Origin of the sequence: Citrobacter sp. Cf132, assembly GCF_030333885.1 — a bacterium.
Classification (GTDB): Bacteria; Pseudomonadota; Gammaproteobacteria; order Enterobacterales; family Enterobacteriaceae; genus Citrobacter; species Citrobacter freundii.
This window is the reverse complement of record NZ_JAOWFA010000057.1, coordinates 232069-246053: the sequence shown is the minus strand read 5'-3', so window position 1 is coordinate 246053 and position 13985 is coordinate 232069. Positions and strand designations below refer to the sequence as shown.

Genomic DNA, 13985 nt, shown 5'->3' with positions numbered 1-13985 from the left:
CAACCCGGGCAAGTAATAACAGCCCGCAGTTTAAACATCTCTTCGCTGACAGCAATAATAATTCTTATTTTTATTCTTTTTTACCTGCCTGACGAAACGTCAGATTGTAACGACAGTCTCCGGTCAACGGATGATACCCCGTTTTAAGCGGCTGGATCCCATGATAAAACAGCCGCGAATTACCGCCCCACACCACGACATCGCCATGCTCCAGCAGCAAACGCTTTAAAGGGTCATTACGGCGCAATCCGCCAAATTGAAAGATGGCCGGTAGCCCCAGCGATACAGAGACAATCGGCGCCCGCAGGTCGGGCTCGTCTTTATCCTGATGTAAGGACAGTTTTGCCCCTGGCGTGTAGCGGTTAATCAGGCAGGCATCGGGTTGAAAATCAGCATAGCCCGCCGCCGTCGCCGCCTGTTGACACAGGTCAGCAAATGCATCCGGCAGCGGCGGCCAGTGCACGCCGGTGAGTGGATCAAACGGAGAATAAAGATAGCCATGCTGATCCGTCGTCCAGCCCAGATGGCCGCAGTTGGTCATTGCCACCGACATCGTATAGCCGCCGGGCGTTACCATCTGACGAAACGGCGACTGTCTGGCGACAGCCGCTATCGCCTGCAGTAAATTGGGTGCAGAGTCAAAAGCGAAACGTCGCAGAATAACCGCACCTGAAGCCAGCGGCTCCTGCCAGGGTTTAGCATCCGCAAAAAGATCGAGCATTATGTTTCCTCGCCAGTAGTTTCCCGTTGCAGTAACTGCGCCTTGCGCGCAATACCCCATCGGTAGCCCGAAAGTGCGCCATCACCACGGATCACCCGGTGACACGGTATAACAATCGCCAGTTTGTTGGCCCCACAGGCACTGGCCACCGCGCGTACCGCCTTCGGTTTGCCGATGGCGCTGGCCAGCTGTTGGTAGCTCATTGTTTCGCCGCACGGAATTGCGCGCAGCGCCTGCCACACCTGCTGCTGAAATGCGGTGCCCCGGATATCCAGGGGTAGCGATAGCGACGCATCACGCGAGTTGATCGCGGCGATCACTTCGCGCACGTGCTGCTGAAAATCGGCATCTGCAGGAACATCCTGCGCGGCGGGAAACAGCTCATGCAGATCCGCAACTAACGTGGCGTCATCATCACCAAGTAAGATCGCACAGATACCCCGCTCGCTTTCTGCCACCAGACAACGACCCAGAGCGCAATCTGCGAGGGTATAGCGTACAAAAACGTTGTCGCCACCTTTACGAAATTGCTTTGCGGTCATGCCTAATGTCTGATCCGCTTTGCGGTAATAGCTGCTGCTGTCGGGGAATCCGGCGTTGAGAATCGCCTGCGTAACCGGAACACCTTTCGCCAGAGCATCGCGCAGACGGCGGGCACGCCAGGACTGCTGCCACGCTTTCGGGGTCATGCCTGTCGTAGCTTTGAACAAGCGATGTAAGTGATACGGGCTCATTGCCACCTGTTGTGCCAACTCGTCCAGCGTAAGAGGTGACTCGTGCTCCAACAACTGGCAGGCGCGGGCAATTTTGTCCAGTCGATGCTGTTGCGCGCTGTCTTTATCCGGCTGGCAGCGCTTACAGGGGCGAAACCCGGCAGCCTGCGCCTGCTGAGCATCAGAGAAAAAGCAGACATTTTTGCGCAGCGCATGTTTTGCCCGACAGGACGGACGGCAGAAAATACCGGTGGTCTGGACGGCAAAAACAAACTGACCGTCGGCGTCGGCGTCACGAGCCAAAACGGACTGCCAACGGTCATCGTCAGTGATGCGTAAACGATTTTTCATTTCGGACTCCTTTGTTAAGCATAGCGCTTAGCCTCAGTGTGTCCCCACAGGCGGATACAAAAACCTGCAATCTTGCTTTTTAATTTTTTTCGCTGACCAGAAAGCTTTTGAACTGCGGCGACATCCAGGTTTTAAACCCCTCGCCCTCTTTCATAATCATATAGACCGCAAGCCCTTCACGACGCACAACTTCTTTGGCCTTTTCCGGGCCGAGCACCATCAATCCTGTATCCCAGCCATCGGCCTCCAGCGCCGTTGGGGCAATCACCGTTACGGACACCAGGTTGTGTTCAATCGGACGACCGGTTTGCGGATCGATAACATGGGAAAGACGCTTGCCATCCAGCTCATAATAGTTACGGTAGCTGCCGGAGGTGCTAATGCCATGCCCGTTAATGTCTACAATCGCCTGCACCGCGTTTTCACGATCGGTCGGTTTCTGAATTGCGACTCGCCACGGATGCCCTTCAGCATTCATACCGCGGCTGTTTAGCGCACCACCAACGGAAACCAGATAACGGGCGATCCCTTCCTGCTCCATTAATCGAGCCAAATGATCGGCGGCGTACCCTTCGCCAACGGTAGAGAGATCCACATACAGATCCGGCAAGTCTTTTTGCAGGTAGTTCTGATGCGCTTCATTCACGACCTTCAGATGTGAAAGTCCGGTTTGCGCTTTTGCAGCGTCAATTTGCCCTTGGGTGGGAATATGCAACGGTTGCTGATCCGGGCCAAAGCCCCACAGGTTGACTAACGGCCCCACAGTGATATCCATAGCCCCATCGGTTTTTGCACCAATGCGTAGCGCCGAGGTCACGATATCCGCCATGGCGTCGCTAACCGGCCATGGTGACAAACTATTCGATAAGTTAAAGCGCATCAATGCAGAGTCATTTTTATAGGTGGAGAGCAGTTGATCATCGGCATCAAGCTGAGTCTGGATCTTCACCTGTAGTTCTGCGGCGCGTTTTGCATCGACGCCCACGACACTGACCCGCCAGAAAGTGCCCATGGTTTTACCTTCCAGAACGGTGGCTGGCGTTGTGGTCTGAGCAGGTTTCGGGGCTTCATCGCACCCGACAAAAAAAATCGTCACCGCCAGCAGCGCTGCGCGATAAAATTTCATTTCCATACGTAATTATCCTCATGCGAACGCGCGCAAGAGTACACCAAAAATCGTTGTTTGTACGGCGGAAAAACAGCATTAAAAAAGGCCCCGCAGGGCCTTTGATAACAATAAATGTAGATTAGAACTGGTAAACCAGACCCAGCGCTACGATATCATCGGTACCGATACCTGCGTCACGGGTGAACTGATTGTCATCCAGCAGGTTGATTTTGTAATCAACATAGGTGGACATGTTTTTGTTGAAGTAGTAAGTCGCGCCAACATCAACATATTTCACGATGTCCTGGTCGCCATAGCCACGTCCCAGGTCTTTACCTTTAGACTGCAGGTAAGCCACGGACGGACGCAGACCGAAGTCGAACTGGTACTGAGCAACCGCTTCGAAGTTCTGTGCTTTGTTAGCCCAGCCCAAAGTACCCGCACGCGTTGCGTTGTAGGTCTGAGTGTACTGAGTAGCAAAGTAGAAGTTGTTCGCGTCGTATTTAATACCACCGGTATAGGTTTCAGCACGGTCGCCATTACCAATGTAGTTAACGGTGTTGTTCTGATCGGTAGTACGTTTGGAGCTGGTGACTGCGGTACCCAGGGAGAAGCCTTCACCGATATCATAAGTGATAGATCCGCCAACGCCGTCGCCGTTCTGTTTCAGCGCGCCACGACCATTATTGGTCATGCCTTCGCCGCTAACGCTACCGTTTTTACCCTGATACTGCAGAGCAAAGTTCAGGCCATCAACCAGACCGAAGAAGTCGGTGTTACGGTAGGTCGCGAAGCCGTTACCACGCTGCTGCATGAAGTTGTCAGAACCGTAGGTGTCGCCGCCGAATTCCGGCAGAACGTCGGTCCAGGACGTTACGTCGTAAACTACGCCGTAGTTACGACCGTAGTCGAATGAACCCACGTCTGCGAATTTCAGACCCGCAAACGCCACACGGGTCCAGGCGTTGTTTTCGCTTTCAGAGGAGTTACCCTGAATCTGGTATTCCCACTGACCGTAACCGGTCAGTTGGTCGTTAACCTGGGTTTCGCCTTTGAAGCCGATACGCATATAGGTTTGGTCACCATCAGCGCTTTTGTCATCGGAGAAATAGTGCAGACCGTCGACTTTGCCGTACAGGTCTAATTTGTTGCCGTCTTTGTTATAAATTTCAGCCGCATTCGCTGCGCCTGCTACCAGCAGTGCTGGTACCAGGAGGGACAGTACTTTAACTTTCATGTTATTAACCCTCTGTTATATGCCTTTATTGCTTTTTTATGCCACTGCATACTGATTAAGGTCATTAACCAGTCGGCAACTTCATTCTCCGCAAAAACACAGAATAATCCAACACGAATATGATACTAAAACTTTTAAGGTGTTTCATTTATCTGCATAGATGTTTCAAAATATTAATGCAAGGGAACTTTTTTAAAATCAAAAAATAGGCAAAATAAGCACAAATAATCAAGAATCATATTGATGCTATTTAAAATCAACAAGTTACACGAAAAAATCTTATAGCACTGAATGACAAAAAAAAATCTTCACTCGCAACTAAAATAGACCCGCTATCATCATTAACTTTATTTATTACCGTCATTCATTTATGAATGTCTGTTTACCCCTATTTCAACCGAATGCTCAGCGTTCGGTTTTTTTTTACCCTTCTTTACACAAAACTTACCTTTCTGTGCTACCGATGCAAAACTATAACGACTATTAACTATCTCATAGCACTGCGCTCAGATATAAGCCTGACAAATAATTGATTGTTATTTAATGCTAAATGTATACTTTCCGTACGAATATTTGTACCCGCCGTTATCCACTGTACACCTTTGCACCGTCACGGCTGCAACCAAATGAGGCGTAAAAAATGCAAGCCCTGCCGTGCGGTGTAAGTGTGGTAATTCATACATTACCCTTTATACTGCCCCTTCATCTTTCGCGTCGTTTAACAGGTCATAAACACGAATGAGTCAGTCTGACACAACGGTTTCCACCCGATTCTCCCTGTTGCCAGGAAGTATTACCCGTTTCTTCTTATTACTGATCGTTGTGCTGTTGGTGATGATGGGTGTTATGGTCCAAAGCGCCGTCAACACCTGGTTAAAAGATAAGAGCTATCAGATCGTCGATATTACCCATGCCATTCATAAAAGGGTCGATACCTGGCGATACGTGACCTGGCAAATCTATGACAATATTGCCGCCTCAACCAGTTCGCCGGGTGCAGAAGGGCTGCAGGAAACGCGTCTGAAACAAGACGTCTATTATCTTGAGAAGCCGCGCAGAAAGACCGAGGCACTGATTTTCGGCTCGCATGACAGTTCTACATTGGAAATGACCCAGCGCATTTCAACATATCTGGATACGTTGTGGGGCGCGGAGAATGTCCCCTGGTCAATGTATTACCTGAATGGTCAGGACAACAGCCTGATCCTAATCTCGACGTTACCGCTGAAAGATCTTACCTCCGGTTTTAAAGAATCGACGATTGGCAATATTGTCGATTCCCGGCGCGCTGAGATGCTGCAACAGGCTAATGCGCTAGATGAACGTGAAAGCTTCTCTTCACTACGCCGTCTGGCCTGGCAGAACGGGCATTACTTCACGCTACGCACGACCTTTAATCAGCCAGGACATCTGGCAACGGTTGTCGCCTTTGACCTGCCGATTAATGACTTGATCCCGCCCGGTATGCCGCTGGACAGTTTCCATCTGGAACCTGATGCCACCTCAACGACCGAGCACCTGAATGAAAAAGAGTCGCCTGACAGCGTCAGCATTAATTTCAACAACAGTAAAATTGAGATCTCTTCGGCGCTAAACTCAACGGATATGCGGCTGGTATGGCAGGTTCCGTTTGGCTCATTGCTGCTCGACACATTGCAAAGCATTCTGCTACCGCTTTTGCTGAACATTGCGTTGCTGGCCCTGGCGCTATTTGGCTATACCACTTTTCGCCACCTCCCAGTCCGTTCCACCCAAGTGGCGCCAAACCTTGCGGCAAATAATGAACTGCGCGTTCTTCGCGCAATCAACGAAGAGATTGTTTCCCTTCTGCCGCTGGGATTACTGGTACACGATCAGGAAGCAAATCGTACGGTTATCAGCAACAAAATTGCCGATCACCTGCTGCCGCATTTAAATCTGCAAAACATTACCAACATGGCAGAGCAGCATCAGGGAATCATTCAGGCCACCATCAATAATGAACTGTATGAAATCAGACTGTTTCGCAGCCAGATCTCCCCGAGAACGCAGATCTTTATCATTCGTGACCAGGACCGCGAAGTGCTGGTCAATAAGAAGCTGAAACAAGCGCAGCGGCTGTATGAGAAAAATCAGCAGGCCCGCGCGGCCTTTATGCAGAATATTGGCAGCGCGCTGAAAGACCCCGCGAAAACGTTGGCTGCCAATGCCGCCGCGCTCAATACACCGGACAGCCAGAAACTGGCAAATCAGGCCGACGTTCTGGTGCGAATGGTGGACGAAATCCAGCTAGCCAACCTGCTGGAGAACGATGCCTGGAAAGGTGAATCCACACTGTTTTCCGTGCAGGCATTAATTGACGACGTAGTTCCGGAGGTTCTGCCAGCCATTAAGCGTAAGGGGCTGCAGCTACTGATTAAAAATCACCTTAGCGCCCATGATGAACGCCGTGGCGACCATGATGCCTTGCGCCGTATTTTGCTGCTGTTGATCCAATATGCGGTAACCACCACGCAGATTGGTAAAATCACGCTGGAAGTCGACCAGGATGAGTCAGAGGCTGAACGCCTGACCTTCCGCATTCTGGATACCGGGCAAGGCGTCACATTGAATGAAGTTGATAATCTCCATTTCCCGTTCATCAATGACACGCAGGGCGATCGGTATGGCAAAGCCAACCCTCTGACGTTCTGGTTGTGCGATCAGTTAGCCCGTAAGCTTGGCGGACACCTTAATATCAAAGCGCGGGAAGAACTTGGAACACGTTATATCGTCCATGTTAAAATGCCGCTGCACGATCAACATGCTGATAGTGAAGAGCGCCTGTTGGATGACGTCTGCGTAATGGTTGATGTCACCTCAAATGACGTACGTAGCATTGTATTACGTCAGCTGGAAAACTGGGGGGCAACCTGCATCACGCCCGATGAACGGTTGAATAGTCAAGAATATGATCTCTTTTTAACGGATAATCCGTCTAATCTTACTGCTTCAGGCCTACTTTTAAGCGATGATGAGTCTGGCGTGCGGAAAATTGGCCCTGGCCAACTGCGCGTTAACTTTAATATGAGCAATGCTATGCAGGAAGCTGTCCTTGAGCTGATTGAAGAGCAACTGGCGCAAGAAGGGTTCCAGGAACTCCCCCTCGGCGGAGATGAAAACGCCGAACTTCATGCCAGTGGTTACTACGCTCTCTTTGTAGACACAGTACCGGATGATGTTAAGAGGTTGTATACTGAGGCGGCTATCAGCGATTTCGCTGCGTTAGCCCAAACGGCCCATCGCCTGAAAGGCGTGTTTGCCATGCTTAATCTGGTACCCGGCAAGCAGTTATGTGAAGCGCTGGAACATCTTATTCAAGAGAAAGATGCTCCAGGTATAGAAAAATACATCAGCGACATTGACGTTTACGTCAAGAGCTTGCTGTAGCAAGGTAGCCCAATACATGAACACTATGAACGTAATTATTGCCGATGACCACCCGATTGTACTGTTCGGTATTCGTAAATCACTTGAGCAAATCGAGTGGGTAAATGTTGTCGGCGAATTTGAAGACTCCACTGCACTGATCAACAATTTGCCTAAGTTGGATGCGCATGTGTTGATTACCGACCTCTCCATGCCGGGAGATAAATACGGTGATGGGATCACGTTAATTAAATATATCAAGCGTCATTTCCCGAGCCTGTCGATTATCGTTCTGACCATGAACAACAATCCGGCTATTCTGAGCGCGGTACTGGATCTCGATATTGAAGGGATCGTACTGAAGCAAGGTGCGCCAACCGATCTGCCGAAAGCGCTTGCCGCACTGCAGAAAGGTAAGAAATTCACCCCGGAAAGCGTGTCTCGTCTGCTGGAAAAAATCAGCGCCAGCGGCTATGGCGACAAACGTCTGTCACCGAAAGAGAGTGAAGTTCTGCGTCTGTTTGCCGAAGGTTTCCTGGTTACTGAAATCGCGAAAAAACTCAACCGCAGTATTAAAACCATCAGCAGCCAGAAAAAGTCGGCAATGATGAAACTCGGTGTGGAAAACGATATCGCCCTGTTGAATTACCTCTCTTCCGTAACGCTGAGTCCCTCAGACAAAGAGTAATTCTTTTAACACCAAAGTGCCTGATGGCACGCCGTTTATCAGGCCTACGAATGACACTGCGTGGTGCGTGTTCCGTAGGCCGGATAAGGCAAGCGCCGCCATCCGGCATCTGTTATTCCCGCGCCTTCCTCACCCTTTCCGCATAGACTGTCAGCGTTTGCTTCAATACATCCAACGTCACTGGCTTAGACAGACAGCTATCCATACCCGATTCCAGGCAACGCTGCTTCTCTTCGGCCAGCGCGTTGGCCGTCACGCCGACAACCGGTAGCGTTAACCCTAACTGGCGGATACGCTGGGTCAGGCGATAACCATCCATGTTTGGCATGTTGACGTCACTCAGCACAATGTCGATATGATTTTTGCTGAGCACATTGAGCGCATCCACACCGTCATTCGCGGTTTTACACTGATATCCCAACGATCCCAATTGATCGGCCAGTAAGCGCCGGTTTATAGGGTGATCGTCAACAACCAGGATCATCATGTCATCGTTCGTCGCACCGGCTTTATCCGGGGTTGGCAGCGCCGTGGAGAGCTCTTCACTCCCCAACTCTACACTGTAGATATGTGCCAACAGCGCAGGCAGTTCGTGCGGTGACGCCACGCTGTGTATCCATTCTCCAGGCTCTCTTTCCAGCGGAATGCCAATATGTCGGCGGCAGAAAATCACCGCTGCTCGCCCCTGCCAGGCCTGTTCCAGCACATCGTCGGCCACCAACAGGTCATCCGCATCGGGCTGTTGTCCCTCATATCGCAGCACCGTCATCCCATTACGCGTCAGGCTGGATTCGAGGAAATGGTACAGTGACGCATTACGTACTGCCAGCCAGCAGCGCGTGCCAGCCAATCCTTCAACACCCTTTTTCAGCGGATACTGTGCGCCATAAAGCGGAATACGCAGCGTAAACTGGCTCCCCATTCCCGGCTCGGAATCGACGGAAATATCCCCATCCATCATGCTGATCAGTTTTTCACAGATCGCCAAACCAAGTCCCGTTCCCTGGAAATTACGCTGTACGCCAGTCCCCACCTGGAAGAAAGGATCGAACAACCGAACCACCTCTTTGGCAGGGATCCCTACACCGGTATCACGCACTCGAATGCTCAGGTAGTCGCCGCTGCACTGCACGTGCAACACAATACAACCGGTATCGGTAAACTTGATTGCGTTACTCAGTAGATTAGAAATCACCTGTTGTAAACGCATCGGATCGCCATTCAGCGCCACAGGCACATCCGGATCGATAAAGCAGTACAACCCCAATTGCTTGCGGACCACCAGCGGCAAATAGTTAGCCGTAATATGGTTCATGACTTCACGCGGTGAAAACTCTCGCGGTTCAATCTTCAGCTGTTCAGATTCAATCTTTGAGAAGTCGAGAATATCGCTGATAATTTTCAGCAGCAGGCTGGAAGAGTTATTCATCGCCGTTACCAGACGATCCACCCCACTCGGTAACTCTTTGGTTTGCAACAAATCAAGGTTACCGATAATGCCATACAGCGGTGTACGTAGCTCATGGCTCACCGTCGCAAGGAACATCGATTTTGACTGGCTAGCCTGTTCCGCCGCCTGTGCCATCTCCTGCAACGACTCTTCCATTTTAACGCGCGCACTGACATCAACAAGGACACAAATTGCCACGTTTTCATTACGATAGCGCGAGTGCACAAAGCTGATTTGCAGATTGGTATTGTTGCTGGTCAGCACATCAACAAAATTGACCTGTTGGCCGCAAATAATTTGCGTTAACCGCTGACGGTCTTCATGCGTCAGCATGTTCAGATAGGTGTGCGCCAGTTCGTTACTCAAGATATTAATGCCATCCATGGTGCGCAGAATACAAATACCTACCGGCGCAGAAGCCACGATTTTACGGTTAAACTGCTCATGTTCTTCCAGCCGCTGAGCATCACTTTCCGCTGGAATAAAAATACGCCGTTCATACATGCGCGTGAGCATAAACAATGCCGCCCCGACCAGCACGTTCAGCAATATAGCGTTCAGGATCATCATGCGGATCCGCTCCAGTACCAGGTCGACAGGAACGGAGTACACGATGCTCAGGGAGGACGGAGGCAGATTTTTCTTCAATACCAGCTCGCGGAAACCCGGCGTGTAACCAAACCAGGAGCGCTCCTGCATCCAGTGGGGCTCAGCCTTAATATTCCCTTCAGGGCCGGTGAGAGAAATTAGCGCATGGCCATTTTCGTCGAGGATGGTCACGCCCATCGGTAAACTACCCGGCGTGAAGAAATTCTCCATGCGAATAGGCTGCTCTACGCCCAACAGTGCCTGGAGGCGATTGGCGAGGTAAACCGGCGTCAGTGCATAGAAGTACCCTACTCCCGGACGCGGCCCCTGGCTAATCCAGAACAAGTTGTTGCCGTTTTCTTCTTGCGTTGCATTGCGATACTTAATAATGCGCTCATGCAGAGCCTTCAGGGCCTCGTCTCGTTCGATGGGCATATCACGCAAACCGAAATTGGCCATACAGAGGTTGTCGCTGCCGATCAGGAACACTCGATTTAAATCATAAGCAGCGGAAAAGTTGTCGCGCCAATAGCGCATAAACCATGCCAGTGATTCCAGAGAACCTCGCCAGGCGTTGCCCATTACGGAACAGTCGGAGTCGGCAAACAGCGGCTCAAAATTAGGCACGACGGTTTTATCGTCTCGCGCCCGCAACGACATCACGCCGTTTTCCGCCGTTAAGCGATTTTCGGCAATATATTTCAGCTCTTTAATCACATCAGAGGTGCGCTGAATGTAACGTTGGGCCTGATCGGAACTGAGATTAAGCTCCTGATGGATTTCAGACTCTCGCTGGTGCAGCGCATTCACAATGTAGAACACGGAGGCAAACGCAATCAGACACCAGATAACGAACGCCAGCGCTCTGAACAGGTAGCGTGAGACTTTTAGGGTTGAATGAACGGAAGCAAGGTATTTCAAAGGGGCGAAGCTCCGCCTCAGGGCATTAATAGAGTGTGGTTAAGGTAGCGGTAAATGTCTTTTGTCGCAATGCCATTAAAAAAAGGGCCGGAGTTCTCCGGCCCTTCTTATTACGTTTTAATTACTCTTCAGCGTCATCCGCTGCATCATCATCGCTTTCCGCTTCAGGCGCGATATCCTCGTCACCTTCAGCTGCACTTCCGTCGATGGAGTCGAGCTCTTCATCATCAACCGGTTCAGCAACGCGTTGCAGACCCACAACGTTTTCGTCTTCCGCAGTACGGATAAGGATAACACCCTGGGTATTACGCCCTACCACGCTGATTTCCGACACGCGAGTACGTACCAGCGTACCTGCATCGGTGATCATCATGATCTGGTCGGTATCTTCAACCTGTACTGCGCCAACAACGGAGCCATTACGCTCGGTGACTTTGATGGAGATAACACCCTGCGTACCACGAGACTTGGTTGGGTATTCGCTTTCCGCTGTACGCTTACCGTAACCGTTCTGCGTAACGGTCAGGATTGCCCCTTCACCGCGTGGAACGATCAGGGAAACAACGGAGTCTTCACCTGCCAGTTTGATCCCGCGAACACCGGTCGCCGTACGACCCATCGCGCGAACTGCGTTCTCTTTAAAACGCACCACTTTACCGGCAGCAGAGAACAGCATAACTTCGTCATTACCGGACGTCAGATCAACGCCAATCAGTTCGTCGCCTTCGTTCAGGTTGACGGCGATAATACCGGCAGAACGCGGACGGCTGAATTCGGTCAATGCCGTTTTCTTCACGGTACCGCTGGCGGTTGCCATGAAGACGTTGACGCCCTCTTCGTACTCGCGTACCGGCAGAATTGCGGTGATACGTTCGTTAGCTTCCAGCGGCAGCAGGTTAACGATTGGACGTCCACGCGCACCACGGCTCGCTTCCGGCAGTTGATAAACCTTCATCCAGTACAGACGACCACGGCTGGAGAAGCAGAGGATCGTGTCATGGGTGTTGGCCACCAGCAGGCGGTCGATAAAGTCTTCTTCTTTAATGCGTGCTGCAGATTTGCCTTTACCGCCACGACGCTGCGCTTCGTAATCGGTTAACGGCTGATATTTCACGTAGCCCTGATGAGACAAGGTCACGACAACATCTTCCTGGTTAATCAGATCTTCGATGTTGATGTCAGCGCTGTTCGCGGTAATTTCGGTCCGACGCGCGTCGCCGAACTGTTCACGAATCAGCTCCATCTCTTCACGGATAACTTCCATCAGACGATCTGCGCTGCCCAGAATGTGCAGCAGTTCAGCGATCTGTTCCAGCAGCTCTTTGTATTCGTCGAGCAGTTTTTCGTGCTCAAGGCCGGTCAGTTTCTGCAAACGCAGATCCAGAATAGCCTGAGCCTGCTGTTCAGTCAGGTAGTACTGACCGTCACGCACTCCAAATTCCGGCTCCAGCCATTCAGGACGCGCGGCGTCATCACCAGCACGTTCCAGCATGGCGGAAACGTTGCCCAGTTCCCACGAACGCGCAACCAGCGCGGCTTTCGCTTCTGCCGGGGTCGGCGCACGGCGGATCAGTTCGATGATCGGATCGATGTTCGCCAGCGCAATCGCCAGCGCTTCAAGGATGTGCGCACGGTCGCGGGCTTTACGCAGTTCAAAAATAGTACGACGAGTTACGACTTCACGGCGGTGACGTACGAACGCGGCAATAATATCTTTCAGGTTCATGATCTTCGGCTGGCCATGGTGCAATGCAACCATGTTGATACCGAAGGAAACCTGCAATTGGGTCTGGGAGTAAAGGTTGTTCAGAACCACTTCCCCGACCGCATCGCGTTTCACTTCAATCACGATGCGCATACCGTCTTTGTCAGACTCGTCACGCAGTGCGCTGATGCCTTCAACGCGTTTGTCTTTTACCAGTTCGGCGATTTTCTCGATCAGGCGCGCTTTGTTTACCTGATACGGAATTTCGTGGACGATGATGGTTTCACGACCCGTTTTGGCATCCGCTTCGACTTCCGCACGTGCGCGAATGTACACTTTGCCACGGCCGGTACGGTAGGCTTCTTCGATACCACGACGACCGTTGATGATCGCTGCAGTCGGGAAGTCCGGACCCGGAATATGTTCCATCAGCCCTTCAATGCTGATGTCTTCATCGTCAATATATGCCAGACAGCCGTTGATCACTTCAGTCAGGTTGTGCGGCGGAATGTTGGTCGCCATACCTACCGCGATACCGGACGAACCGTTCACCAGCAGGTTAGGAATTTTGGTCGGCATGACGTCAGGAATTTGTTCGGTGCCGTCGTAGTTATCGACGAAATCAACCGTTTCTTTTTCCAGGTCAGCCATCAGCTCATGGGCGATTTTCGACATACGGATTTCCGTATAACGCATCGCCGCTGCGGAGTCGCCATCGACAGAACCAAAGTTACCCTGACCATCTACTAGCATGTAACGCAAGGAGAATGGCTGCGCCATACGAACAATGGTGTCGTAAACGGCGGTATCACCATGAGGGTGGTATTTACCGATTACGTCACCAACGACACGGGCAGATTTTTTATAGGCTTTATTCCAGTCGTTGCCCAATACGTTCATGGCGTAAAGTACGCGACGGTGAACCGGCTTCAGGCCATCTCGGACGTCTGGCAGCGCACGGCCAACAATGACCGACATCGCATAATCCAGATAGGAGCTCTTCAGCTCTTCCTCAATGTTGACCGGTGTAATTTCTCTCGCAAGGTCGCTCATCTAACCGCTATCCCTCTACTGTATCCCGGATTCAAAGGTCGCAAATTATAACACATACGTGAA

The 13985-nt window shown here is 51.2% G+C and carries 8 protein-coding genes; 2 read left to right on the top strand and 6 right to left on the bottom strand.

Annotated features, from left to right (window positions below; all coding sequences use genetic code 11):
* Positions 1 to 70: 70 nt before the first annotated feature.
* The 4 genes from alkB to OGV85_RS14510 all read right to left on the bottom strand — a co-directional run bounded on the left by alkB (position 71) and on the right by OGV85_RS14510 (position 4130).
* Entirely contained in the window at positions 71 to 721 is a 651-nt protein-coding gene (gene alkB / locus OGV85_RS14525) for a DNA oxidative demethylase AlkB (protein WP_057064267.1), read from the bottom strand.
* Entirely contained in the window at positions 721 to 1785 is a 1065-nt protein-coding gene (gene ada / locus OGV85_RS14520) for a bifunctional DNA-binding transcriptional regulator/O6-methylguanine-DNA methyltransferase Ada (RefSeq protein ID WP_061548529.1), read from the bottom strand. Before ada ends, alkB begins: the two co-directional genes overlap by 1 nt.
* 79 nt (positions 1786 to 1864) lie before the next feature.
* Complete coding sequence (gene apbE / locus OGV85_RS14515; protein ID WP_003027586.1) at positions 1865 to 2917, bottom strand: FAD:protein FMN transferase ApbE; 1053 nt, start codon at positions 2915 to 2917, stop codon at positions 1865 to 1867.
* A gap of 115 nt (positions 2918 to 3032) precedes the next feature.
* The gene (locus OGV85_RS14510) at positions 3033 to 4130 is read right to left on the bottom strand and encodes a porin OmpC (RefSeq protein WP_061548528.1); all 1098 of its coding nucleotides are present in this window, start codon (positions 4128 to 4130) and stop codon (positions 3033 to 3035) included.
* A gap of 738 nt (positions 4131 to 4868) precedes the next feature.
* Here OGV85_RS14510 and rcsD point away from each other — a divergent pair.
* Together rcsD and rcsB are read left to right on the top strand one after the other, a co-directional pair.
* Positions 4869 to 7538, top strand: coding sequence for a phosphotransferase RcsD (gene rcsD / locus OGV85_RS14505; RefSeq protein ID WP_061548527.1), 2670 nt, complete (start codon positions 4869 to 4871; stop codon positions 7536 to 7538).
* Positions 7539 to 7554: 16 nt separating this feature from the next.
* Positions 7555 to 8205 carry a response regulator transcription factor RcsB gene (gene rcsB / locus OGV85_RS14500; RefSeq protein ID WP_003027592.1) on the top strand — a complete coding sequence of 217 codons (651 nt, stop codon included), beginning with the start codon at positions 7555 to 7557 and terminating at the stop codon, positions 8203 to 8205.
* A 112-nt stretch (positions 8206 to 8317) separates the two neighbouring features.
* Here the strand turns inward: rcsB and rcsC are convergent, their stop codons facing one another.
* Positions 8318 to 11164 (bottom strand): two-component system sensor histidine kinase RcsC, encoded by a 2847-nt coding sequence (rcsC, locus tag OGV85_RS14495; RefSeq protein ID WP_061548526.1) that lies wholly within the window; start codon positions 11162 to 11164, stop codon positions 8318 to 8320.
* 121 nt (positions 11165 to 11285) lie between these two features.
* Entirely contained in the window at positions 11286 to 13922 is a 2637-nt protein-coding gene (gene gyrA / locus OGV85_RS14490; RefSeq protein WP_003027598.1) for a DNA topoisomerase (ATP-hydrolyzing) subunit A, read from the bottom strand.
* Positions 13923 to 13985: the final 63 nt, after the last annotated feature.